Genomic DNA, 24,845 nt, shown 5'->3' on the forward strand with positions numbered 1-24,845 from the left:
TGAAAAGGGAGAAATAACCATGCTGGCAGATATTAAATATTGGGAAAATGATGCTCAAAATAAACATTATGCGATTGCCCACTTTAACGTGTGGAATGCGGAAATGCTAATGGGAGTGATTGATGCGGCGGAAGAATCTAAATCGCCGGTAATTATCTCCTTCGGTACCGGCTTTGTGGGTAATACCTCGTTTGAAGATTTTTCGCATATGATGGTTTCTATGGCGAAAAAAGCCTCGGTGCCGGTTATTACCCACTGGGATCACGGACGCAGCATGGAGATAATCCATAACGCATGGGCCCACGGCATGAATTCACTGATGCGTGATGCTTCCGCTTTTGATTTCGAGGAGAATATTCGCCTGACCAAAGAGGCGGTCGATATCTTCCACCCGCTGGGTATTCCGGTCGAAGCAGAGCTGGGCCATGTGGGTAATGAAACGGTCTACGAAGAGGCGCTGGCGGGTTATCACTACACTGACCCAAGCCAGGCGGCTGAGTTTGTCGAGCGTACCGGCTGTGACTCGCTGGCGGTAGCGATTGGTAACCAGCACGGCGTCTACACCTCCGAACCGAAACTGAACTTTGACGTGGTTAAACGAGTGCGTCAGGCGGTATCCGTTCCGCTGGTGCTGCACGGCGCGTCCGGCATTAGCGACGCGGATATCAAAAAAGCCATTTCATTAGGCATTTCGAAAATCAATATTCACACCGAACTGTGCCAGGCCGCAATGGTGGCGGTGCAGGAGAACCAGGACCAGCCGTTCCTGCACGTTGAACGTGAAGTGGCTTTGTTGAATAAATCAGATTTCGGGTAAGTCTCCCCCGTAGCGGGTTGTGTTTTCAGGCAATACGCACGCTTTCAGGCATACCTGCTTTCGTCATTTTGTTCAGCGCTCGTACCAGGGCCATAGCCTCTGCAACCTGACCATCGTAGTCACGCAGTGTCAGTGAACCCCCGAACAGCTGTTTTACCCGGTACATCGCCGTTTCCGCTATCGAGCGACGGTTGTAATCTGTTGTCCATTTCCACCGCGCATTACTCCCGGTCATTCGCTGATTAGCCACTGCACGGTTACGGTCTGCATATTCACCGGGCCAGTAACCCGCACCTTTTCGGGGAGGGATAAGCGCGCTGATTTTCTTACGCCGCAGTTCATCGTGACATAGCCGGGTATCGTAAGCGCCATCGGCGGCGGCTGACCTGATTTTCCGGTGGGTTTGCCGGATTAACCCGGGGAAGGCCTCTGAGTCCGTAACGTTGTTCAGCGACAGGTCAGCGCAGATGATTTCATGTGTTTTACTGTCAACGGCGAGATGCAGCTTACGCCAGATACGGCGGCGTTCCTGGCCATGCTTTTTGACTTTCCACTCGCCTTCACCGAAGACCTTCAGCCCGGTGGAATCAATTACCAGGTGTGCGATTTCACCCCGGGTGGGCGTTTTGAAACTGACATTAACCGACTTTGCCCGCCTGCTGACACAGCTGTAATCCGGGCAGCGTAGCGGAACGTTCATCAGAGAAAAAATGGAATCAATAAAGCCCTGCGCAGCGCGCAGGGTCAGCCTGAATACGCGTTTAATGACCAGCACAGTCGTGATGGCAAGGTCAGAATAGCGCTGAGGTCTGCCTCGTGAAGAAGGTGTTGCTGACTCATACCAGGCCTGAATAGCTTCATCATCCAGCCAGAAAGTTATGGAGCCACGGTTGATGAGGGCTTTATTGTAGGTGGGCCAGTTGGTGATTTTGAACTTTTGCTTTGCCACGGAACGGTCTGCGTTGTCGGGAAGATACGTGATCTGATCCTTCAACTCAGCAAAAGTTCGATTTATTCAACAAAGCCACGTGAAGTACGTAAAGCCGTAAAAGCGCGCGCGCTGGAGAAAATCAAATTGTTTGGTTCAGACGGTAAAGCGGAATGACAATATGGATAATATCGAGGTTATTTGTATAGGGGCGGCAATTGTTGATATTCCCTTGCAACCAGTGAGTAAAAATATCTTTGATGTTGACTCTTATCCATTAGAACGAATAGCTATGACCACGGGAGGTGACGCTATTAATGAGGCGACGATTATTTCTCGCCTCGGCCATCGCACGGCGTTAATAGGCCGGATAGGTGACGATGCTGCGGGGCATTTTATTGTCGACCACTGCCGTCGGGAGAATATTGATATTAAAAGCCTGAAGCAAGATGCTGATATTGATACTTCCATTAACGTGGGTTTAGTCACCGCTGATGGTGAACGCACCTTTGTGACTAACCGTAACGGCAGCTTATGGAAACTGAATATAAACGATGTTGATTTTGACCGTTTCTCTCAAGCAAAGCTGCTGTCGCTGGCGAGTATTTTTAATAGCCCGTTGTTGGATGGCGATGCACTGACGGCAATTTTCACGCAGGCGAAAGCGCATAAGCTCATTATCTGCGCGGATATGATTAAACCGCGACTGAATGAAACGCTGGACGATATCCGTGAAGCGCTGAGCTACGTGGATTATCTGTTTCCCAATTTTGAAGAGGCAAAACTGCTCACTGGGAAAGAGACGCTGGATGAGATTGCCGACAGTTTTCTGAACTGTGGCGTGAAAACCGTCGTGATTAAGACCGGCAAGAGAGGCTGTTTTATCAAGCGTGTTGACATGAAAATGGAGGTCCCGGCGGTGTCAGGAATTACCGCCATCGACACCATCGGCGCGGGGGATAACTTTGCTTCAGGATTTATCTCCGCGCTGCTAGAAGGCAAACCGCTTCGTGACTGCGCGCTGTTTGCTAATGCAACGGCGGCAATATCGGTACTGAGCGTGGGTGCCACGACGGGTGTGAAGAACAGAAAGCTGGTTGAACAACTTCTTGACGAATACGAAGGGTAATAGCGGCAGATGAAAATGATTCCTTTAGGAAGTACGGATATTACGCTTTCCCGCATGGGATTAGGCACATGGGCTATTGGCGGTGGTCCGGCATGGAATGGCGATCTCGATCTGCAGATTTGTATCGATACCATTGTTGAGGCGTATCGCTGCGGTATCAATCTGATTGATACCGCGCCAGGCTACAACTTTGGCAACAGTGAAGTGATTGTCGGTCAGGCGCTGAAAAAGCTGCCGCGCAGCGAGGTAGTGGTTGAAACCAAATGCGGCATCGTCTGGGAGCGAACAGGCAGCCTGTTTAACAAAGTGGGCGATCGCCAGCTGTATAAAAACCTTACGCCTGAGTCTATTCGCGAAGAGGTTGATGCCAGCCTGCAAAGATTGGGCATCGACAGTATTGATATCTATATGACCCACTGGCAGTCGGTCGAACCCTGTTTTACGCCGATTGCGGAAACCGTAGACACGCTGAACGCACTGAAAAAAGAGGGGAAAATCCGTTCGATTGGTGCGGCGAACGTCAATGCCGGGCATATCAGGGAGTATCTCAAACACGGTGAGCTGGATATTATCCAGGCTAAGTACAGCATTCTTGACCGGGCGCTGGAAGCTGAACTGCTGCCGCTATGCCAGCAGAATGGCATCATCGTGCAGGTCTATTCACCGCTTGAGCAGGGGTTGTTGACCGGTACTATCGCCCGAGATTATGTTCCTGGCGGCGCGCGGGCTAACAAGGTCTGGTTTCAGCGGGAAAATATGCTGCGGGTGATTGATATGCTAGGGCAGTGGCAGCCGCTGTGTGAAAAATACCGCTGCACAATCCCCGCACTAGCTCTGGCGTGGATTTTAAAGCAAAGCGATTTGATCACCTTACTGAGTGGCGCAACCGCACCTGAACAGGTTCGCGAGAATGTCGAGGCGTTAACCATTCCCCTGACAGATGATGATTCATTATTGATGAGGCGAATGGCGGAAGCGTTGGATATAAATTAATTCAGATAGGATTGACCTCTGTTTCTGTGTAAAAGAGTATTAAAATCTGTGATTCAGACATGTTCTTTTGAAAATAAATATAGCCTGTGAGATACTAGGGTCTTATTATTACTTTGCAGGAAACAGAGGTATCATCGTGGCGGCAAAAGACAGGATTCAGGCCATTAAGCAAATGGTGGCTAACGATAAGAAAGTGGTGGTATCTAATTTAAGTTCAATCTTTCAGGTGACTGAGGAAACGATTCGCCGCGATCTTGAAAAACTGGAAGATGAAGGTTTTTTGACCCGAACATATGGTGGTGCAGTGCTCAATACCACCGCGTTGTCCGACAATATTCATTTTTATAAGCGTGCAAAATCTTTCTTCGAAGAAAAGCAGATCATTGCACGTAATGCATTACCGTTTATTAAAAATAAGACCACAATGGCTGCCGACTCCAGCAGTACCGCGATGGAATTATTAAAGCTGTTGAAGGAAAGAAACGATCTGACGTTGCTTACCAATTCGGCTGAAGCATTTCATGAGCTGGCGCAGTCAGAAATTAACGTGGTTTCTACTGGCGGTGAGCTGAATAAGAATACGCTGTCGCTGCAGGGAAGAATCACCAAGGAGATTATCAGCCGCTATCATGTTGATATCATGGTGATGAGCTGCAAAGGTTTGGATATGCAGAGTGGGGCGCTTGATTCTAATGAAGCAGAAGCGGAAATCAAAAAAACCATGATCCGCCAGGCGACTGAGGTGGCCCTGTTAGTTGATCACTCAAAGTTTGATCGTAAAGCTTTCGTTCAGCTCGTGGACTTTAGCCATATTAATTACCTAATAACCAATAAGGCACCGGGTGCAGAGTGGATTGCATTTTGCAAAGAGAATAATATTCAACTCGTTTATTAACTATAGCGAGGGTTGTGTCGATATTATTTTAGTTTGCACCTGGGAAATGCCATAAGAATCTAATGATGATGGATGGCGCGGCAAAATTGCTTCTGCCGCGATCGCCATACTTTCTATTTAGCTGAATTTGAGGCATCCAGATGGAACAATGTGACCCTATCGGCGCAAGATTAGATCGCTTACCTTTATCTCGATTTCATTTTCGTATTTTCGGTATTATTAGTTTTAGTTTGTTAATAACCGGTTTTCTCAGCTATTCCGGGAATGTGGTATTAGCAAAATTAGTCAACACTGGCTGGTCAAACAATTATCTAAATGCCGCGTTTACCTCAGCGCTGATGTTCGGCTACTTTATCGGTTCACTAGCCGGCGGCTTTATTGGTGATTATCTCGGTCGACGCAAAGCGTTCCGCATTAATTTGTTAATCGTCGGGGCCTCAGCCTGCGCTGCAACGTTTGTGCCCAACATGTACTGGCTTATCTTCTTCCGCTGTCTGATGGGGATTGGAATGGGGGCGCTAATTATGGTGGGCTATGCCTCATTTACAGAATTCATTCCACCCGCGGTACGTGGGAAATGGTCTGCCCGTCTGTCATTTGTCGGCAACTGGGCACCAATGCTATCTGCGGCAATTGGCGTCGTGATCATTGCACTTTTAAGCTGGCGGGTGATGTTTCTGCTCGGTGGCATGGCAATGCTGTTGGCCTGGTATCTGTCGGGAAAATACTATATTGAATCCCCACGTTGGCTGGCTGGTAAAGGGAAGAGAAGCGAAGCTGAAAAACATCTTATGCAGGTTGAATCGCAAATTGAGCTAGAAAAAAACATCACTTTACCATCCTGCCGGAACGAATGCCCGTCGGCGGATTTAAGCACGGCAAGTGGTTCATTTTGGCTATTGTTTAAGGGGCCAATGTTGCGCTGTACACTGGTGGCGATCACGGTGCTTATCGCAATGAATATTTCGCTCTACACCATTACGGTATGGATCCCGACTATATTTGTTAATTCGGGAATCGATGTAACGAAATCCATATTTATGACCGCGATAATTATGATTGGCGCGCCAGTTGGGATATTTATTGCCGCGTTAATTATCGATCGCTTTCCACGGCGATTGTTTGGCTCATTCTTGTTGATTATTATCGCATTGCTCGGGTATTTCTATTCACTTCAAACTGAAGAGTGGGCCATTCTGAGCTACGGGCTGGTGATGATTTTTTTTCTGTATATGTATGTCTGCTTTGCCTCTGCAGTTTATGTCCCAGAACTATGGCCCACGCACCTAAGATTGAGAGGATCAGGTTTTGTTAATGCGGTGGGAAGGATTGTCGCTGTGTTTACGCCCTATGGCGTCGCTATTTTGTTGACCCGCTATGGCTCCGTTACGGTCTTTATCGTGTTAGGAGTAATGTTGGTTCTATGCGCGCTGATTCTTTTTTGTTTTGGCATCGAAACACGCAAAGTATCGCTGGAAGAGATTTCAGCGCTGGCCTGAGATAACGCGCCGACAGGAGTGACCCTGTCGGCATCGCTTACGGTTGGGTTTCCAGCCAGTCGTCCAACGTATACAGCGTTGCACCCGCCGCCGCCATTTCTATAAAGGCGTTTGCACTGTCCTGGGGTTGAATATTAACCCCACGGCAGCCGTCGGTAATAACGCTGACGGTGTAGCCAAGATCGAGCGCATCCAGTACGGTGAATTTAACGCAATAGTCGGTTGCCAGACCCATGATGATGAGCTCGGCAATGCGGCGTTCGAGTAGCCATGCATTCAGCGCGGTAGCCTGACGACGACCGTTATCAAAAAACGCACTATAGCTGTCGACCAGCGGGTTCTCACCTTTAGTGAACGTTTGAGTTATCGCACGCTGGTTCAGCAGCGGATGCAGGGCTGCACCTGCGCTGTTTTGTACGCAATGATCGGGCCAGAATGTCTGCGCCAGTCCATCGAGTTGTCCCTGGCTGTAGGGCTCGACCTGATGCTGGCTGGCAAAACTGCCGTGATTAGCCGGGTGCCAGTCCAGACTGGCAACGACCATGTCGCCGCGTAAGGCACACCAGTCAATCAGACGGTTGGCAATATCGATTGTGCTGTCACCTTGTGGGACCGCGAGGGCACCACCGGCACAAAAGTCATTTTGTAAATCGACCAACAGTAAGGCTCGGGCCATGGGCATAGACTCCTTTAATCGTCAGGCGTGAGCTCACCACGCAGATTTTGCGTCATCGCTTCACGGATCGTCTGCGTATCCAGTCCCTGACTCAGCAAATAGTGCAGTTTGGTGAGTGTGGCTTCGACGGTCATATCCGCGCCGCCAATCACGCCAGCATGCGCTAGCGCATTGCCTGTCGCGTAGCCCCCCATGTTCACCTTGCCGGACATACACTGCGTAAGGTTCACCACCACAATGCCACGCGAACTCGCATCTTCAAGTTCTTTCAGGAACTCTTTATTCTGCGGCGCATTCCCCACGCCGTAGGAGCGCAAAATTAATGCTTTTACAGGTTGGCGCAGGAAGTTGCGTACTACATCAGCGGAGATCCCAGGATAAATGGTGACCACGCCAATCGGTTGCGGAGTGATAGGATGCACAATCAACTCACCTGTACCGTGAGGTGCGGGCGGAGTTCCCAGCCGACGAATGTGGATCCCGGCTTCCAGCAGTGGTGCAAGGTTGGGTGAGGCAAACGCGTCAAAACCATCAGCATGCGCTTTAGTGGTCCGGTTGCCGCGAAACAATCGATTGTTGAAAAACAGGGTAACTTCATTGATCGGGTAATTTGCTGCAACGTACAACGCATTCAGCAAATTGATTTGTCCGTCAGAACGTAGTTCTGCTAATGGGATTTGTGACCCTGTCACAATGACCGGCTTGCCCAGATTCTCCAGCATAAAAGAGAGTGCCGAAGCCGTAAACGCCATGGTGTCAGTGCCGTGCAGAATGACAAAACCATCGTAATCGTCGTAGTGCGCTTTAATGTCTTCCGCAATATGCTGCCAGTCTTCCGGCGTCATATCGGAGGAATCCATCAGCGGGGCGTATTCGTGGATGGTGAAGTCTGGCATCTCCGGACGGTGGAATTCAGGCATCAATGCCAGCTGGCGCTGCAGATGACCGGAAACGGGAATATAACCCTGTTCTGAGCGCTGCATACCAATGGTACCGCCGGTATAGGCAACGTAAATTGATTTTTTCTGCATGACTTTTCTTCTGTCTCAAAGAAAACCCCTCTTCATCCCGAAGAGGGGTCAATAGTTAGCGAACGTTGGCGCAGGTCAGGCAAAACGCATAGCGGTTTTGCGGATCGTTGAATGCGGCCAGCTTATCGCTTTCGGCTTTTACTGCACTGGCCGCAGAGGCCAGCGGTGGTGGGAGCATAGCCTGAATGGCGTCAGGCAGCATGGCACGAACGGAGCCTGACATGCTGTCCATCACCATATCAACGAATGTCGGTTCGTCCTGATAATACGCAATGTGCCATTGTTTCAGTTTGGCCAGCTCAGCCGCTTTCGCCACGGCGTCATCAAAATCACCCAGACTGTCTACCAGACCGTTGGCTTTTGCATCCTGTCCGGTCCAGACGTGGCCCTGCGCGATTTTGTCAATCTGCTCAGGTGTTGTTTTACGCGCATCTGCGACCAGCGTGATAAAGCGCTTATAGCCGTTCTCGATGCTAAGTTGCATCATTTGCTGCACTTCTGGTGGTAACGCTTTGGTGATGGAGATATCCGCCAGTGGGGATGTCGCCACGCCGTCGGTGTGTACGCCAATGGAATCCAGACTATTTTCCACGGTGTTGATCACGCCAAAGATGCCGATTGAACCGGTCAGGGTGCTGGGGTTCGCCACAATGTAGCTTGCTGGGGTGGAGATCCAGTACCCACCGGATGCCGCCATGCCGCCCATGGACACCACAACCGGTTTACCCGCCGTTTTTGCCGCAGCCAGCTCAGCACGAATGACTTCGGAGGCACTGACGCTTCCGCCTGGGCTGTTCACGCGCAGAACAATTGCTTTCACTTTCGGATCAAGACGGGCTTCGCGGATCTGCGCGGCAGTCGTGTCACCGCCCACATTCCCAGGGGTTTCTTCACCGTCCATAATCGCGCCATTGGCGAAGATAACACCAATGCTGTCTCCAGTATCCGCTGGCGTTTTCAGTGAGTAATCGTAATAGCTGACAGCGCGATAATTTTTATCCGCTTTACTCCAGCCAAACTGTTTGGTCAGCATTTTTTCGACTTCGGCGCTGGAGGCCAGTGCATCCACCAGTTTGTTGTCGAGCGCATATTTCGCGGTATCACCATCGACTTTTGTCAAACCGTCCAGCATGGCCTGTGCGCCAGGGAACACCTGCTGAGCAGGGATCTGGCGATTGGCAGCAACCGTGTCGAGATAGTTCTGCCACAGCTCGCCGATCCAGCGGCTGTCAGCTTCACGCGCGGCAGGAGACATATCATCACGGATAAACGGTTCTACGGCAGACTTATAAGTTCCGACACGGAACACGTGTGTGGAAACTTTCAGCTTGTCGAGCAGGGACTTGTAGTACAAACCGTTGGTGGCAAAGCCGTGCAGATCAATGGAACCCTGTGGAGAAAGATAAATTTTATTGGCGAAACTGGCGAGGTAGTACTGCCCCTGGCTGAAGTTATCGCCTACGGCAAAGACCGGTTTGCCGCTGTCGCGGAATTCCCGCAGCGCTTTACCGATATACTGCATGGAAGGCTGGTCGGCCCCGGCAAAATTTTTCAGATCCATCACAATGCCGGTGATGTTGCGATCATCTTTTGCCTGGCGAATAGTATTCACGATATCGAACAGGGAGTTTTCCTGCAGGCGATCGGAACTGGCACCAAACAGCTGACGACCAATAACGCTTAAGCGACTGGTGCTCGACGGCTTATCGACAATCACCCCCGAGATATCCAGCAGCAGTGCGCCTCGCTCAGCGTGTTCACTGGTATTGCTGCTGCTGACCTGCATCCAGATACCCACGCCCACCAGCACCAAGAAGATGAAGAACAGGTTAAGCACAAATTCACGGACGAAATTAAGTAATCGCCATGTCCATTTAAAAAATCCGGCAATAAATCGCCACAGGGTTCGCATGTATTCTCCCTACCGATTAACAACACGCCATCCCGAAATCCCGGAGAAAGGCGATAAGATGAGGCTATCGTAATGACCAGACAGGCACTTGTCAGCAGGAATCACCGCCTGTGCTGTAACAAAATCCGCTCACGTGTTAATTTTGTGAACAAATCTCATTGTTGGAGTTAAGCAAATGGATGCACTCGAATTACTTATCACCCGTCGTAGCGCTTCTCGTCTTGTCGAGCCGGCCCCGGCCGGAGAGCAACTGCAAAACATTCTGCGGGCGGGAATGCGCGCACCGGACCATAAAACGCTGCAACCGTGGCAATTCTATGTCATTGAGGGTGAAGGGCGTGAACGCTTTAGCACCGTACTTGAGAAAGGCGCGATTGCCGCAGGTAGCGATGAGAAAGCTCAGGAAAAAGCGCGCAACGCACCGTTTCGCGCGCCGCTGATTATTACCGTGGTGGCGAAATGTGAAGAAAACGACAAGGTTCCTCTGTGGGAACAAGAAATGTCTGCCGGTTGTGCGGTGATGGCTATGCAGATGGCCGCAATTGCCCAGGGCTTTGGCGGTATCTGGCGCAGTGGTGCATTAACCGAAAGTGCGGTCGTACGTGAAGCATTCGACTGTCGCCCGCAAGATAAAATCGTCGGTTTCCTCTATCTGGGCACACCGCAGCTAAAAGCATCCACGACGATCAACCTTGCCGATCCGAGCGCATTCGTCCGTTATTTCTGATATCAACGGCAAAACTGTCTGGATTCTGAGCAAAGACACTCGAATTCAGACAGTCACTCTTACCACATCATGGAATGAGCGCTACCATATCCGGATTGCAATGACAGGAGATGTCCATGAGCGAGCAAGCTATTCGTTTAACGCAATACAGCCACGGAGCCGGTTGCGGTTGTAAAATTTCCCCAAAAGTGCTGGAAACCATCCTGCACAGCGAGCAGGCGAAGTTTGTTGATCCGAACTTACTGGTGGGTAATGAAACTCGCGACGACGCGGCCGTATACGATTTGGGAAACGGCACCAGCGTTATCAGCACCACCGATTTCTTTATGCCGATTGTCGATAATCCGTTTGATTTTGGCCGCATCGCCGCGACTAACGCCATCAGCGATATATTCGCTATGGGCGGCAAACCGATTATGGCAATTGCTATTCTGGGCTGGCCGCTGGATAAGCTGGCGCCGGAAATCGCCCGCGAAGTCACCGAAGGCGGACGTTTTGCCTGCCGTCAGGCGGGTATTGCGCTGGCGGGCGGCCACTCTATCGATGCCCCAGAGCCTATCTTTGGCCTTGCGGTAACCGGCGTTGTGCCGACCGAACGCGTGAAGAAAAACAGCACCGCAGAGGCAGGGTGTAAGTTATTCCTGACCAAGCCTCTGGGGATTGGCGTTCTGACGACAGCAGAGAAAAAATCACTACTGAAGGAAGAACACAAAGGACTGGCGACAGAAGTGATGTGTCGGATGAACATTGCCGGTGCGGCATTCGCCGATATCGACGGCGTGAAAGCCATGACCGACGTTACCGGTTTTGGTCTGCTGGGGCATCTGAGCGAAATGTGTCAGGGCGCAGGCGTTCAGGCGCAAATTATCTACCAGGATATTCCTAAGCTGCCTGGCGTTGAAGAATACATCGCGCAGGGTGCAGTACCCGGCGGTACCCAACGTAACTTTGCCAGCTACGGACACCTGATGGATGAAATGCCGCAATCGGTACGCGATCTGTTGTGCGATCCGCAAACTTCCGGTGGCCTACTGCTGGCGGTAACGCCGGAAGCTGAAGCCGAAGTGAAAGCGGCAGCGGCGCAGTTCGGTATCGATCTCACCGCCATTGGTGAGTTAGTGGAAGCTCGTGGCGGTCGCGCCATGGTTGAGATTCGTTAACTCGATGCGGTTGTTTATTGCCGAAAAACCAAGTCTGGCGCGTGCTATCGCCGATGTGCTGCCAAAGCCGCATCGCAAAGGCGATGGTTTTATCGAATGCGGAAATGGACAAGTGGTGACCTGGTGTATTGGTCACCTGCTTGAACAGGCGCAGCCGGATGCCTACGACAGTCGTTATGCTCGCTGGAGTCTGGTCGATCTGCCGATTGTCCCGGAAAAGTGGCAACTGCAACCGCGCCCCTCGGTGACCAAACAGCTCAACGTCATTAAGCGCTTTTTGCATGAGGCCAGCGAAGTTATTCACGCCGGTGACCCTGATCGTGAAGGGCAACTGCTGGTGGATGAAGTGCTGGATTACCTGCAACTGGCGCCTGAAAAGCGCCAGAAGGTGCAGCGTTGCCTGATTAACGACCTCAACCCGCAGGCCGTTGAGCGGGCTATTGAGCGGCTGCGCGCCAACAGTGAGTTTATTCCGCTGTGCGTGTCGGCACTGGCGCGAGCGCGTGCGGACTGGTTGTACGGTATCAATATGACGCGCGCTTACACCATTCTCGGACGTAACGCGGGCTATCAGGGCGTACTTTCGGTCGGGCGCGTACAAACGCCGGTGCTCGGGCTGGTTGTGCGTCGTGATGAAGAGATTGAGAACTTCGTCGCCAAAGACTTCTTCGAAGTGAAAGCGCATATCGTAACGCCCGCCGATGAGCGGTTTACCGCTATCTGGCAGCCGAGCGAAGCGTGTGAGCCGTATCAGGATGAAGAAGGGCGCTTGCTGAATCGCACGCTGGCTGAACACGTGGTGAACCGAATTAACGGTCAACCGGCGATAGTCACCAGCTATAACGATAAACGGGAATCAGAATCCGCGCCGTTACCGTTCTCGCTGTCGGCGTTGCAGATTGAAGCGGCGAAGCGCTTTGGTTTAAGTGCGCAAAACGTTCTGGATATCTGCCAGAAGTTGTATGAAACCCATAAGTTGATTACCTATCCGCGTTCGGATAGCCGTTATCTGCCGGAAGAGCATTTTGCCGGACGTCATGCGGTACTGAACGCGATTAGCGTCCATGCACCGGATCTGCTCCCGCAACCGGCGGTCAATCCCGATACGCGAAATCGCTGTTGGGACGACAAAAAAGTGGATGCGCACCATGCCATCATTCCTACCGCGCGCAGTTCGTCCATCAATCTGAATGACAACGAAGCGAAAATTTACAACCTGATTGCCCGTCAGTATCTGATGCAATTTTGCGCAGATGCGGTATTCAGGAAGTGCGTTATTGAGCTGGATATTGCCAAAGGCAAGTTTGTCGCTAAAGCGCGTTTTCTGGCGGAAGCCGGATGGCGCACGCTGCTTGGCAATAAAGAGCGCGACGAAGATAATGACGGGACGCCGCTGCCGGTGGTGGCAAAAGATGACGAACTGCTGTGCGAAAAAGGCGAAGTGGTTGAACGTCAGACTCAACCACCACGTCACTTTACCGATGCCACGCTGCTGTCAGCGATGACCGGGATTGCGCGATTCGTGCAGGATAAAGATCTGAAAAAGATCCTGCGTGCAACGGATGGTTTAGGTACAGAAGCGACGCGCGCCGGAATTATCGAACTGCTGTTTAAGCGCGGGTTCCTGGTGAAAAAAGGACGGTATATCCATTCTACCGACGCGGGAAAAGCGCTGTTCCACTCGTTGCCAGAAATGGCGACGCGTCCGGACATGACCGCGCACTGGGAATCTATCCTGACCCAAATCAGCGAAAAGCAATGTCGCTATCAGGATTTCATGCAGCCGCTGGTGGGGACGCTGTATCAGCTTATCGATCAGGCGCGCAGCACACCGGTACGACGCTTTCGTGGAATTGCTGCACCTGGCGGTAGTGGTGGCGATAAGAAAAAGAGTGCGCCGCGTAAACGTCCGGCGAAAAAAAGCCCGCCATCTGAAGAGGCGGGCCTGTAAGTTTGTAGGCCGGATGCGGCACCCGTGCCTTATCCGGCCTACAGGCTTGCAGAGACAATATTAAATCACACCCTGACCCAACATCGCGTCGGCAACCTTTACGAAGCCTGCGATGTTGGCGCCACGTACGTAGTTGGTCTGCTTGCTTTCGCCGCCGTATTCAACGCAGGCATGGTGAATATCCAGCATGATGTGGTGCAGGCGCGCATCCACTTTCTCCGCTTTCCAGCCCAGACGAGCGGCGTTTTGCGCCATTTCCAGACCGGATGTCGCTACACCACCGGCGTTAGCGGCTTTACCCGGTGCGAACAGTACACCTGCCTCGAGGAACAGATCGGTGGCCTCGATAGTGGTCGGCATGTTTGCCCCTTCGGCGACAGCTTTCACGCCGTTGGCGATCAATACGCGTGCTGCATCGACATCCAGCTCGTTCTGCGTGGCACACGGCAGGGCGATATCGACCGGAACCGACCACGGCTGTTTGCCTTCCAGATAGGTCAGGCCAAACTCACGGGCATAATCTGCTACGCGACCGTCGCGGCTGTCTTTGATTGCGCACAGCCGCGCCAGTTTTTCTTTGGTAAATCCACTTTCGTCAACTACGGTACCGCTGGAATCGGAGGCGGTAACCACCCGCGCGCCAAACTCCATGGCTTTCTCAATGGCGAATTGCGCCACGTTGCCGGAGCCAGAAACCGCTACGCGCATGCCTTCAAAGCCCAGACTATGGCGTTTGAGCATCGCTTCGGTGAAATACACCAGACCGTAGCCGGTGGCTTCCGGGCGGATCAGGCTACCGCCGAAAGAGAGACCTTTACCGGTAAAGACGCAGGCGCTGTTATTGGAGAGTTTTTTCATCATCCCGGCCATAAAGCCGACTTCACGGCCACCTACACCGATATCGCCCGCCGGAACGTCGGTATCGGGACCTAAATGGCGGAACAGTTCGGTCATCAGCGCCTGGCAGAAACGCATGATTTCGCCTTCGCTTTTCCCTTTTGGATCGAAATCGCTCCCGCCTTTACCCCCGCCCATTGGCAGGGTGGTGAGGGCATTTTTAAACGTCTGCTCGAAGCCAAGGAATTTCAGGATCGACAGGTTCACGGAAGGGTGGAAACGCATACCGCCTTTGTATGGGCCAATGGCAGAGCTAAACTGCACGCGCCATGCGCGGTTGACCTGCACCTGATTGCGGTCGTCCAGCCAGACTACGCGGAACTGGATCACGCGCTCCGGTTCAACCAGACGTTCCAGCAATGACATCTGTCGATAACGCGGGTTTTGCTCAAGGAAAGGCCACAGCGTGGTCATTACCTCACGAACGGCTTGCGCGAACTCGGTTTGATTCGGGTCGCGCTTTTGCACATGGTTAAGGAATGACTCCAGAGAACATGTCTGATCCATAGATATAAGAACCTCTTATGTATTGATATGGTTATATTTTTGATTTTTGATTTTTGTGTTAAGTGTTGTGCAGTTTTTGACTATACCATCAGCACTGTGACGCGACGCAAGAAAAAATTAACCCCGCTAAGTAAATTAATATTGCGTCGTGGGTCATAACCAAAAACGATGATCGAAGAGGCTAAAGTTTCTGCCGATTTATACCGTTATACTGAGCATAATTGTCAGTTAAAAAGGAAAGAATATGCGCCGTTTAATCGTGGCAGGCGTGTTGGCCCTGGTGTCCGGCGCGACGCTGGCAAATCAGCCTTATCGCCCGGATGTGCAGGTTAACGTACCGCCGGAAGTGTTCAGTTCCAGCGGTCAGCGGGCGCAGCCCTGTAGCCAGTGCTGTATTTATCAGGATCAAAACTATTCGGAAGGGGCAGTGATTAAAGCTGACGGCGTCTTGCTTCAGTGCCAACGCGATGAGAAAACGATCAGCACAAATCCGCTGGTCTGGCGTCGCGTAAAAGAATAAACGCTTCCAGTAGTGGGATATCGGCAGGCGCCAGCGGATAACGCAGCGCCTCTTCGGGTGAACACCAGACGATATCCTGATGTTCATACGCCTTCAGTTCCCCCTGATATAACGGTACATGCCAGGCATGTAAGTGAATCAGTCGGCCCGAAACCTCGCGCTGATGACTGGCAATGTAGCGCCCCACGACTGCTTCAATGCCCAACTCTTCACGCAGTTCACGGAACAGCGCGTCGGGCTGACTTTCGCCCGGTTCAACCTTACCGCCGGCAAACTCCCACATGCCTGACTGATCCGCATGTAGCGGACGCTGAGCCAGTAAAATTTTGCCATCACGTTCAATGATAGCGGCGACCACGTCGATGGTTTTCATTATATTCATCAAGATCTAACAGCAGAATATGACATACTATCGTTATCTTTGTTTTATCTAAAGTATTCAGGAGCCACCGTTGAACGAACCTCAGTCGTGGGTAAAGCCGTTAACGCGTATCCCTTCCAGTCTAAAACCGCTCGTTGCTACGCAGAAAAAACATTATGGCGATGTGCTGCATCCCACGCGCTGGTGGGGGCGGATGCCGTTTCTGTTCTGGCTGGTGGCGCTGTTTGTCGGGTTTCTGGAGCGTAAAAAGGCGCGCTTAACGCCGGTGATGCGCGCGCTGTTGATGACCCGCGTTTCTCAGGTGTGCCACTGCGCTTTCTGCGTTGATGCCAACAGTTTACGGTTGGCTGAACGCTGTGGCGCGCTGGATAAAGTCTTACAGGTTGCCAACTGGCAAGAATCGGCGCTATTTAGCGCAGAAGAGCAAGTAGCTCTGGCCTATGCCGATGCGGTGACCGCAACGCCTCCACAGGTTGATGATGCGCTGAAAGCGCAGATGAAGCAGCATTTTACCGATGATGCCATTACGGAAATGACCGCGCTGATTGCGTTTCAAAATCTCTCTGCGCGTTTTAATGCTGCTCTCGATATTCCTTCCCAGGGGCTGTGCGACAGCTTTAAAGGACGCCCGCATGCTTGATCGTCATATTCATCCGCGATTAAAACCGCTTTTGCATCGCTGCGTAAGCATTATTGATAAACCGGCGATTACCCCGGACGGGCTTACGCTGGTCGGTTTTGCCATTGGCGTGTTGGCCTTGCCATTTTTGGCGTTAGGCTGGTATCTGGCAGCGCTGGCGGTCATTGTGCTCAATCGGCTTTTTGATGGGCTGGATGGGGCTCTGGCGCGGCGCAGAGGGCTAACCGACGCAGGCGGATTTCTTGATATCACGCTCGATTTTCTGTTTTACGCCTTAGTGCCATTCGGTTTTATGCTCGCCGATCCGGCGGCTAACTCGCTGGCTGGCGGCTGGCTGCTGTTCGCCTTTATGGGAACCGGCAGCAGCTTTCTGGCCTTTGCCGCTCTGGCGGCGAAACATCAAATTGATAACCCGGGCTACGCGCATAAATCGTTTTATTATCTGGGGGGACTGACCGAAGGTACTGAGACGATTTTGCTATTTGTGTTGGGGTGTCTGTTCCCGGAATATTTTGCCGTGATGGCGTGGGTCTTTGGCGCGCTGTGCTGGATGACGACGTTTACCCGGATCTGGAGCGGATACCTGACACTGAAAGCGGTCCAGCGTCAGGAGTAAGATATTGCGTTGCCGGATGCGCTTCGCTTATCCGGCCTACAACGATGGTATATCCAGGCAGAGTAAAGCGTTCTCGCCGCATCCGGCAATAATGACAATCTTACTTACTGGCGTCCGGGCCCCGTTCACCGCTGGCAACCGGATTTTTTGGATTGCTGCTCCACTCATACCAGCCGCCATCGTAGACGGAGACGTTTTTCCAGCCCATCGCGCGGGCATACATAAACGTTTCTGAAGCGCGCCAGCCGGTACCGCAATAGAAAGAGACCTGTTGATTCGGCAGGATATTCCATTGCTTCCACATGGCGGCGATGTCATCCGCGCTGCGCATGGTGCCATCCGGGTTATGAAAATCTTCCATATGCGTGGAGTCGCTGCCTGCGTGGCCCCAACGTGCACCTGCAATCTCACCTTTTGGCTTAATGTAGCTATAGCCGCTGGTGGTACCGACAAATTCTGGCCATGAACGAATGCTCACCAAAGACGCATCCTGGCGATGCAGCAGACCGCGAGCCTGTTCCATATCGAGCATCAGCTGCGGCTGGGCAGGGATTTTCACGCCGAAATCAGGTTCTGGTTTCACCGTTGGCGGAGTTCCGCGTTCGACCGGTAAACCTGAGTCGGACCAGGTTTGCCAACCGCCGTCGAGCAGACGAACATCTTTCACGCCTGCGTACAGCATAATTTGCGCCACGCGAGCAGCGGCATAGACATCGCGACCGTATAAAATCACCGTGGTGTCGTGGCGGATACCGTGTTTCGCCAGCATCGCTTTGAGCTGCGCGTCGGAAACTTTATTCCACAGCGGTTCGCTTTCAACTTCGTTGGTATCAATGTAGCCCGCACCAGGGATGTGGCTGAGCAGATACAACTTCGGCGCGCCCCAGGCGGCCTCAATCACTTTCCAGTCACCCGCCGGTTTAGCGGTTACGTTTTTACCCTGCTGCAGGTCGTGCAGCCACTGCGGGTACACCAGCTGTTCGAAGTGCGGCAGACGTTGCAGGCGGGCTGGGTCCGTAAGCGCATCGCTGAGGGTGGAGATATGGTTAAAGCCAACTTTTTGCAGGCGGGCTTTGACAGCCTGTATGTCGTTATCGCTACCATACAGCGCTACTGGCACATCAGTTTTCAACTGATGCGACTGAACCCAGGCGCTGAGTTGTTCATCATTCATCTTGTCGAGCCAGGCGGCAGACAGGTTCAGTGCGGAAGGTTCGTGTCCTGAAGGACCATTAAGCGACTGCGGCCAGCCGTTGTAAAAAGCGCTCTGACGGGTATCGATCGCCGCGCCTTGCTTTTGCTGTAACTGGTCGAGGGTGAGCGTCTGTGCTGTTTCAGCTGCCCAGGAAGAAGCGCAAGCGAGCCCTAAAGCCAGTGCCAGCGCGGTCATTTGAGAAACACGTTTCATCGAATAGCCCGACGTTGAAAAAAAGAGGACGACATTCTGTGCCGCCGGTTAAGTAAAAACCTTGCGTTAACGCAGCATATCGCCACATTCACGCCCAGTTTTCCATCTGAAGTACGCGGCCTGCTGGCGGAACGTCCTGCGCGTCATGGGTCACCTGTACCACCGGGATCCCCAACTTACGCACCTCGGTGAAGACCCATTGGCGAAAGGTGTCGCGTAGCGACGCATCCAGCCGACTAAAGGGTTCATCAAGTAACAGTGCCTGGGGCTGAGCCAGTAGCGCGCGGAGCAGGGCGACACGCGAGCGTTGTCCGCCGGAGAGCGACGCCGGATCGCGAGAATAAAAACCGGCCAGGTCAGCGCGTGCGAGAGCACTTTCCACCGCATGTCGTCTGGCGGAACCCTGCAGGCTGGCAGGTAGGGCCAGCAGTAAATTCTGCCCAACGCTGAAATGGTCAAACAACAACGCATCCTGGAACAGAATGCCAATCTGGCGCTGCGCCGTAGGTAGCGCGTCAACGCGTCGTTCGTTGAGCCACAGCTCGCCTGATGCCTGAAACTGAGGCGACAACGCCCCGACCATCCACGAAAACAACGAAGACTTTCCGCTGCCGGAAGAACCCATAATCGTGACAATGTCACTTTTATCAACCTGAAAGGTAACGTTCTTCAGCAGCGCAGTCGCACCCTGGTACAACGAAACGTTTTGCACAATGAGCATTAGCGGAGTCCTTGTCGAAAGCGGCCAATCCACGCGGCGAGAAAGGCTGCGAGCGCGAAAACGAGCAGTGGTAGAAGAAGCTGCCACAACGCTTGTGTTGCCAGAATCTCGCTGCTACCGCCGCTGCTTAATGCCACCGCTTCGGTGGTCAGCGTGGAATAGCGTCCGGCACCTAGCCACAGCGTCGGCATATACTGGGCGATACTGACCGAGAAGCCAACCGCGAAGGCAATCAATGCCGGACGCACCAGCTGCGGGCATTTCACCAGCCAGAATATCCGCCCCTGCGACCAGCCCAGCGTTTGTGCAATCAAAATTAATCGCGGGTCAATGCGCTGCCAGGCCGGTTTAAGCACAAATAGCATCCAGGGCATCACCCACAGCAGGTGGCCCCAGATAATGGTTGTCATCAGTCCATCCTGTTCGGCATATAACGCCAGCAGATATTGTCCGGTTACCAGTGGTAGCGCAGGCAAAATGAGCGGTAGCCAGACCCAGCGGTGCCCGGTTTGTGGACCCCATTCCAGCCAGACAAAAAGTATCAGTAGCGTTAACACGCTGGAAAGGAGCCCTAGCTGCAGGCTATTGCTGAGCGCCTCGTGGTTTAGTGAGGAATAGCTGGCGATAAGCGCCAGTACAAGCGCGCATACCACACCGCTGACGGGCAAGATCTGTACCAGCGGGCGTGCGATTGTTATAGGTGAAAAATGCAGGCGTTCACCATTTACTGCCGGGATAGTACGTCGCCAGGCGCGCCACAACAGATAACTCACCAGCGCGATAATGAGGAGTAACAGCACCAGCAACAGGCTGGCGAGTGCGCCTTTCGCCTGCTGTTCGACATCGCCCTGACTGAGCCATTGCCAGCTCAATACGGCCAGTGTTGGCGGATTTCCGGGGCCGAGGACGATTGCCACATCCACAACGGAGAGTGACCAGGCAACAATCGCCAGCATAGCTTTGCCTAATGCCGGGCCGATAGCGGGCAGTACCAGCCAGTTCAGGCATTGCAGTCGGCTGTAACCCAGCGAATCCAGCACGATAACCTGCTGCGAAAGTTGTTTTTCACTCAGTAGAGCCGAGAGGATCCATAACAAAAAAGCGCTCTCTTTTACCGCCAGCGTCACGCCAAGCCCAATGCCGTAACGGTCTGGCTGTGGGCTGAGGAACGGAAGCCATTGCCAGATTTTACCGCCTTCGGCAAAAACCAACAGCACGCTGGTGGCGAAGGCAACATGCGGGATCGCCAGCAGCCACGGAAGACGGGTGCTTAGTCGCGCCCAGCCTGCACCGGGCCATAAAGCGAGGATCGCCAGCAGCGCGATGATTAGTGCGCCGCCGGCAGCCAGTCCTGTGGAAACAAGCGTCGCCAGTAACGCCTGCGGAAGTTGAGGGTCGGCAAAGAGAGCCTGCCAATGGGGTAGGCTAAGGGCTGGCGTTATCAGAGAGAAAGCCGCTGGCACCAACGGCAGATAAACTGTCGCCATGATGGCCCAGAGTAGCAAAATTAATGCGTACCGTAGCGGCGTAGCCATTCTTGTTCCAGAGCGTTTACCCAGGCAGCATGCGGTTCCGGCAGAACGGCAGGGAGTCCTTGTGGGATCCGTGCCAGCAGCGCATCACGCTGTTCGACAGGTAATTTTTGTGGATCAAGCACCGAAGGATCTCCCCAGACGGTTGAGTCGGCTTTACGCAGTTGTGCTTCGGGCGAAAGCAGGAAGTTTGCCACGACTTTTGCTCCGGCGCTGGTGCGGGCATTCGCCGGAATGGCAACAAAGTGCACGTTGCCGAGCATGCCCTGTGAGAAACCAAAACTGTAGCTGCTTTTAGGCAATTCGCCGCTGGCTACTTTTTGCTGCGCGTGGGCAGGGTTAAAGGTCAATGACAAATGCAGGGTGCCGCTATTGAGCAGTACATCCATTCGTGCTGGCGTGGGCGGAAAATCTTTGCCTTCACGCCAAAGTACAGGGTGCAAGGTATCAAGATAATGCCACAATGGCGCGGTAACGTTGGCGAATGTCGCTGCATCTGGCGCAACTTTCAATGCTTGTGGTTTGGTGGTGAGCGATATTAACAACTGCTCCAGAAACGCCGTGCCGGTAAAGTCTGGCGGGCGCGGATAGGTCACCGTGCCAGGGTGCGCCTGCGCAAATTCAAGCAGTGCCTGCGGAGATTGCGGCGGCTGTGCGGTGAGATCGCGCCGGGCAATAAAGGTGAGTTGGGCACCGCCCCACGGTGATTCAGCCCCCTCCGTTGGAACGGAGAAATCTTCGGTCACCGGTTTCTGGGTATCAACATAGCGCCAGTTAGGCAGCGTTTGCGCCCACTGAGTTTGCAGAAGCCCGGCTTCTTTCAGGGTGCGGAAGTTTTCGCCGTTAACCCACAATAAATCGACAGAACCCCCGGTTTTTCGCCCGGATGCTGCTTCTGTCTGGATACGTTTTACCGCGTCGGCGGCATCTGCGAGACGTACGATTTTCAGGTTAATTGCATAGTGCGTTTTCATCTCGCCGCTAACCCAATCGAGATACTGGTTAACTGCATTGTCGCCACCCCAGGCGTTGAACCACACCGTCTGACCGCGGGCATCATTTTTGATTTGTTGCCAGCCGTCGTCCTGGGCAAACGTCGCCAGCGGACAGAGCATTAAACTCAGGCACAATAAGCAGTAACGCATAGTATCTCCATGGCTAAAAATGGGGGAAGTCTCAGGTTTTTTTTCGCTGATGTTCAAGATAAAGGCTTCTCGCCACTGAAATTATTACGCTCAGAGCGAACAGGATGAACAGGCCGGTTACAAACCAAAATGTACCGCCGGTTAACAGGCTACCAGCCCATGAATAGACGATAGTGGCGGGTAACTGACCGATACCGGTGGCGATGAAAAAATGGCGAAACCGAATCGAGGTCAGGCCTGCTGCGTAGCTTACCGGATCGAACGGTACAAAAGGTAACAGTCGACAGACCAGAATGGTGTGCTTGCCATAACGCTCGAAAAAAGCGTCCATGTTGTTCAACACCGTTTTTCCGGTCAGTTTCTCCACCGCGCCACGGCCTAAAACACGGGCAATAAAAAAGCACAGCGCCGCGCCGGCCATTGCGCTGCACCAGGACAATATGCCGCCCCAAAATGCACCAAACAGCGAGGCGTTGGCAAAGGTGATCACAAAAGCGGGAAGCGGGGCGACGATGGCCTGCAAGATCATCAGGAAGAATGAAACGACCGCCGCCTGAGTTCCGTAAGAACGAATAAAATTCTCAATTGCATGCTGATCGAGCGTGGCAAATGCCGCCAGGCTGGCGTGGAGAAAATCGCTCACGCCAGGTATCCACGCCCACGCCATCAGCGCGAGCAGCAGCAGGATTATCACTCCTGCGCGGTAGTAATGGATGCGTCGTTTTATCATTTATCTGCGCACTCGTGAGGAGCTGACGGATCGATATGCTTATACCGGGCCCAGGCTTTGGCTGCCTGAACGAGGGCGAATAACGCCAGCCCCGCCACGCTGAGCTTACCGATAAATGCCCAACTAATTCCTTCGCTGGCCAGTTCGTGCGACATCAGCGTATAAATAAAAATGCCTGGTAAAGTGGTTGCCGCAGATATCACGGTAAATGACCAGAACGGAATGGCCGTCAGCCCATAGGCGTAATTTTGAATATTATAAGGGAACAGCGGCACGAGCCGGGTGAGGATCAGAAAGTCAACTCCGCTATGGGCAATGCCTTTTTCGATAGTCTGAAACATTGTCGTATGCCCAACGTATTTCAGGAGCAGATCCCGCCCAAGCCAGCGAGCCAGCAAAAACGACAGCGCCGAGGCCACGGTTGCTGCCACTAACGAGATAAGCGTCCCTGCCACGGGGCCAAACAGCACACCGCCGACGATCACCAGGATGCTGCCGGGGATCAGACACAGCGCAGCAACAATAAACAGCAGGATATAAAGCGTATAGCCGAACATACCGCTTTGGCGGATGACGTCTTGTAAATGATGGAAATTGGTTATCAGGTCGGTCAGACCATAATGATGGAAAACCCCCGCCAGAACGCAGAACAGGACCGCGACAATCAGCAGCCGGTATTCTGCTTTATGCGAACTTCTTTTTCATGGGGGTTCTCCTGTAAAACCGAGTGCAATGGAGCATTTTCGTCAGCGAAAAGTGCGCGCGAAGATATAATAAATTCCCGGCCGCAACAATGTATTACCGTCGCTTTATTGATTTTGCACAGAATAAACAGACTCTCCAGGCCGGGCCCGGAGAGTAACAAAACATAGAAGATCAGACGCGGAATTTAGCCCATACCGGCGCATGGTCGGACGGTTTTTCCATACTGCGAATTTCATAGTCGATGCCGGTTTCTTCGCAGCGTTCCGCCAATGGGTTGCTCGCCAGCAGCAGATCGATACGCAGGCCACGGTTATCGTCAAAGCCTTTTGAGCGGTAATCAAACCACGAGAACTGGTCATTCTTTTCAGGATTTGCGTGACGGTAGGTATCCACCAGACCCCAGCCCAGCAGGCGTTCCATCCACTCACGCTCCTCCGGCAGGAAGGAACATTTTCCGGTACGCAGCCAGCGTTTACGGTTCTCTTCGCCAATGCCGATATCGAGATCAGTTGGGCTAATATTCATATCGCCCATGATCAATACCGGATTGTCGCGCTTCAACTCTGTCTCAAGATAGTTTTGCAGGTTCTGGTAAAACGCGGCTTTGGCCGGGAATTTAGTTTCATGGTCGCGGCTTTCGCCCTGCGGGAAATAGCCGTTGATCACAGTGATGCTGCCCAGAGGGGACGGAATTTCTGCCATGATAATACGACGCTGCGCTTCTTCGTCATCGCCCGGGAAGCCACGACGTACCGCAATTGGCGTTTCTTTCGTTAACAACGCGACGCCGTAATGGCCTTTCTGGCCGTGATAAAAGACGTTGTAACCGAGCTTTGCTACCTCTTCGAGAGGGAACATATCGTCGTGGACTTTTGTCTCCTGTAAGCCAATAACATCCGGTTGATGTTTTTCGACAATGGCTGCCAGTTGATGGGGACGGGCACGCAGGCCGTTGATATTAAAAGAGACAAATTTCATAGTCACTGCCACTTTGCAAGATGAATAGTGCAAGGATGGTAGCAGAATTTCTGCAGACTGACTGCTTCTTGTCACCTGATTCCAACAATGATTGCTAATGGTGTTAACGATGGAGCAAAAACTGCACTGTTTTGGCGCGAAGCGCGCCGGAATGGAGCAATAATTTCCGAAAAATTTCGTATACGATCACAATTCCAGAATTATATTTGGCGACTGAATAAAACTGCGTTTTTTCCTCTGTTTAGTCATCTGATGCGCAAACATATTCACTTTATATGCACGTATAGTGAATATCGTCACGTTGTAACCTGTTGATATTTCGTCCTCGACCTCCGTTTATGCACTT

24 protein-coding genes and 1 pseudogene are annotated in these 24,845 nt (G+C 52.5%); 12 read left to right on the forward strand and 13 right to left on the reverse strand.

Annotation, left to right across the window (positions count from 1 at the left end):
* Nucleotides 1–19 precede the first annotated feature (19 nt).
* Complete coding sequence (locus C2U41_RS07195) at nt 20–817, forward strand: ketose-bisphosphate aldolase (RefSeq protein WP_103849184.1); 798 nt, start codon at nt 20–22, stop codon at nt 815–817.
* Between the two features lie 25 nt (nt 818–842).
* Here the strand turns inward: C2U41_RS07195 and C2U41_RS07200 are convergent, their stop codons facing one another.
* Nucleotides 843–1,766 carry an IS5-like element IS903B family transposase gene (locus C2U41_RS07200; protein WP_001118619.1) on the reverse strand — a complete coding sequence of 308 codons (924 nt, stop codon included), beginning with the start codon at nt 1,764–1,766 and terminating at the stop codon, nt 843–845.
* A gap of 78 nt (nt 1,767–1,844) precedes the next feature.
* On the opposite strand from C2U41_RS07200, the pseudogene C2U41_RS30085 reads away from it, so the two are divergent.
* The 5 genes and pseudogenes from C2U41_RS30085 to C2U41_RS07225 form a co-directional block, all read left to right on the forward strand.
* Nucleotides 1,845–1,922 (forward strand): annotated as a pseudogene (locus C2U41_RS30085) (hypothetical protein); the annotation flags it as partial.
* 4 nt (nt 1,923–1,926) lie between these two features.
* Complete coding sequence (locus C2U41_RS07210; RefSeq protein WP_003840877.1) at nt 1,927–2,874, forward strand: carbohydrate kinase family protein; 948 nt, start codon at nt 1,927–1,929, stop codon at nt 2,872–2,874.
* 9 nt (nt 2,875–2,883) lie between these two features.
* Nucleotides 2,884–3,867, forward strand: coding sequence for an NADH-dependent methylglyoxal reductase (gene ydjG, locus C2U41_RS07215; protein WP_008320453.1), 984 nt, complete (start codon nt 2,884–2,886; stop codon nt 3,865–3,867).
* A gap of 136 nt (nt 3,868–4,003) precedes the next feature.
* On the forward strand, nt 4,004–4,762 hold the full coding sequence (locus C2U41_RS07220; RefSeq protein ID WP_003030679.1) for a DeoR/GlpR family DNA-binding transcription regulator: 759 nt from the start codon (nt 4,004–4,006) through the stop codon (nt 4,760–4,762).
* Nucleotides 4,763–4,902: 140 nt separating this feature from the next.
* Nucleotides 4,903–6,261 (forward strand): MFS transporter, encoded by a 1,359-nt coding sequence (locus C2U41_RS07225; RefSeq protein ID WP_003840879.1) that lies wholly within the window; start codon nt 4,903–4,905, stop codon nt 6,259–6,261.
* A 37-nt stretch (nt 6,262–6,298) separates the two neighbouring features.
* Here the strand turns inward: C2U41_RS07225 and pncA are convergent, their stop codons facing one another.
* From pncA to sppA, 3 genes are read right to left on the reverse strand one after another with little or no spacing between them, the layout of a single operon-like run.
* Complete coding sequence (gene pncA, locus C2U41_RS07230; protein WP_003840880.1) at nt 6,299–6,937, reverse strand: bifunctional nicotinamidase/pyrazinamidase; 639 nt, start codon at nt 6,935–6,937, stop codon at nt 6,299–6,301.
* A gap of 14 nt (nt 6,938–6,951) precedes the next feature.
* Nucleotides 6,952–7,968, reverse strand: coding sequence for an asparaginase (gene ansA, locus C2U41_RS07235; RefSeq protein ID WP_003030673.1), 1,017 nt, complete (start codon nt 7,966–7,968; stop codon nt 6,952–6,954).
* Between the two features lie 55 nt (nt 7,969–8,023).
* A complete protein-coding gene (sppA, locus tag C2U41_RS07240; RefSeq protein ID WP_044700025.1) occupies nt 8,024–9,880 on the reverse strand; it encodes a signal peptide peptidase SppA in 1,857 nt (618 codons plus the stop codon).
* A gap of 175 nt (nt 9,881–10,055) precedes the next feature.
* Between sppA and C2U41_RS07245 the strand changes: the two genes are divergently transcribed.
* The 3 genes from C2U41_RS07245 to C2U41_RS07260 all read left to right on the forward strand — a co-directional run bounded on the left by C2U41_RS07245 (nt 10,056) and on the right by C2U41_RS07260 (nt 13,718).
* The gene (locus C2U41_RS07245; RefSeq protein WP_003030670.1) at nt 10,056–10,607 is read left to right on the forward strand and encodes an NAD(P)H nitroreductase; all 552 of its coding nucleotides are present in this window, start codon (nt 10,056–10,058) and stop codon (nt 10,605–10,607) included.
* A 116-nt stretch (nt 10,608–10,723) separates the two neighbouring features.
* Nucleotides 10,724–11,767: a selenide, water dikinase SelD gene (selD, locus tag C2U41_RS07255; protein WP_103848924.1), complete on the forward strand. Its 1,044-nt coding sequence runs from the start codon at nt 10,724–10,726 to the stop codon at nt 11,765–11,767.
* Nucleotides 11,768–11,771: 4 nt separating this feature from the next.
* The gene (locus tag C2U41_RS07260; protein WP_003030667.1) at nt 11,772–13,718 is read left to right on the forward strand and encodes a DNA topoisomerase III; all 1,947 of its coding nucleotides are present in this window, start codon (nt 11,772–11,774) and stop codon (nt 13,716–13,718) included.
* Between the two features lie 60 nt (nt 13,719–13,778).
* Here the strand turns inward: C2U41_RS07260 and gdhA are convergent, their stop codons facing one another.
* Nucleotides 13,779–15,122, reverse strand: a complete 1,344-nt coding sequence (gdhA, locus tag C2U41_RS07265; protein ID WP_071684626.1) for an NADP-specific glutamate dehydrogenase — start codon at nt 15,120–15,122, stop codon at nt 13,779–13,781.
* 244 nt (nt 15,123–15,366) lie between these two features.
* Between gdhA and C2U41_RS07270 the strand changes: the two genes are divergently transcribed.
* Complete coding sequence (locus C2U41_RS07270) at nt 15,367–15,642, forward strand: YnjH family protein (RefSeq protein WP_016150109.1); 276 nt, start codon at nt 15,367–15,369, stop codon at nt 15,640–15,642.
* Here C2U41_RS07270 and C2U41_RS07275 read toward each other — a convergent pair.
* On the reverse strand, nt 15,602–16,015 hold the full coding sequence (locus tag C2U41_RS07275; protein ID WP_044712178.1) for a pyrimidine (deoxy)nucleoside triphosphate diphosphatase: 414 nt from the start codon (nt 16,013–16,015) through the stop codon (nt 15,602–15,604). The genes C2U41_RS07270 and C2U41_RS07275 overlap by 41 nt on opposite strands.
* Before the next feature lie 79 nt (nt 16,016–16,094).
* Between C2U41_RS07275 and C2U41_RS07280 the strand changes: the two genes are divergently transcribed.
* Both C2U41_RS07280 and C2U41_RS07285 read left to right on the forward strand, forming a co-directional pair.
* Nucleotides 16,095–16,664 carry a carboxymuconolactone decarboxylase family protein gene (locus C2U41_RS07280; RefSeq protein WP_003030660.1) on the forward strand — a complete coding sequence of 190 codons (570 nt, stop codon included), beginning with the start codon at nt 16,095–16,097 and terminating at the stop codon, nt 16,662–16,664.
* The gene (locus C2U41_RS07285) at nt 16,657–17,280 is read left to right on the forward strand and encodes a CDP-alcohol phosphatidyltransferase family protein (protein ID WP_003030659.1); all 624 of its coding nucleotides are present in this window, start codon (nt 16,657–16,659) and stop codon (nt 17,278–17,280) included. Before C2U41_RS07280 ends, C2U41_RS07285 begins: the two co-directional genes overlap by 8 nt.
* A gap of 100 nt (nt 17,281–17,380) precedes the next feature.
* On the opposite strand, the gene C2U41_RS07290 is transcribed toward C2U41_RS07285, so the two are convergent.
* From C2U41_RS07290 to xthA, 7 genes are all read right to left on the reverse strand, one after another.
* A complete protein-coding gene (locus C2U41_RS07290) occupies nt 17,381–18,688 on the reverse strand; it encodes a sulfurtransferase (protein ID WP_016150113.1) in 1,308 nt (435 codons plus the stop codon).
* An 88-nt stretch (nt 18,689–18,776) separates the two neighbouring features.
* A complete protein-coding gene (locus C2U41_RS07295) occupies nt 18,777–19,409 on the reverse strand; it encodes an ATP-binding cassette domain-containing protein (RefSeq protein ID WP_044700015.1) in 633 nt (210 codons plus the stop codon).
* Nucleotides 19,409–20,944, reverse strand: coding sequence for a thiamine ABC transporter permease (locus C2U41_RS07300; protein WP_103848925.1), 1,536 nt, complete (start codon nt 20,942–20,944; stop codon nt 19,409–19,411). Before C2U41_RS07300 ends, C2U41_RS07295 begins: the two co-directional genes overlap by 1 nt.
* Nucleotides 20,917–22,086, reverse strand: coding sequence for an ABC transporter substrate-binding protein (locus C2U41_RS07305; protein WP_103848926.1), 1,170 nt, complete (start codon nt 22,084–22,086; stop codon nt 20,917–20,919). Before C2U41_RS07305 ends, C2U41_RS07300 begins: the two co-directional genes overlap by 28 nt.
* A gap of 31 nt (nt 22,087–22,117) precedes the next feature.
* On the reverse strand, nt 22,118–22,816 hold the full coding sequence (locus tag C2U41_RS07310; RefSeq protein ID WP_032949112.1) for a TVP38/TMEM64 family protein: 699 nt from the start codon (nt 22,814–22,816) through the stop codon (nt 22,118–22,120).
* The gene (locus tag C2U41_RS07315; protein ID WP_181013978.1) at nt 22,813–23,469 is read right to left on the reverse strand and encodes a TVP38/TMEM64 family protein; all 657 of its coding nucleotides are present in this window, start codon (nt 23,467–23,469) and stop codon (nt 22,813–22,815) included. The genes C2U41_RS07310 and C2U41_RS07315 overlap by 4 nt, the downstream gene beginning before the upstream one ends.
* Before the next feature lie 223 nt (nt 23,470–23,692).
* Nucleotides 23,693–24,499, reverse strand: a complete 807-nt coding sequence (xthA, locus tag C2U41_RS07320; protein ID WP_003030642.1) for an exodeoxyribonuclease III — start codon at nt 24,497–24,499, stop codon at nt 23,693–23,695.
* Between the last annotated feature and the right edge of the window lie 346 nt (nt 24,500–24,845).

The sequence above is a fragment of the Citrobacter freundii complex sp. CFNIH4 genome, from assembly GCF_002934505.1.
GTDB lineage: Bacteria > Pseudomonadota > Gammaproteobacteria > Enterobacterales > Enterobacteriaceae > Citrobacter > Citrobacter freundii.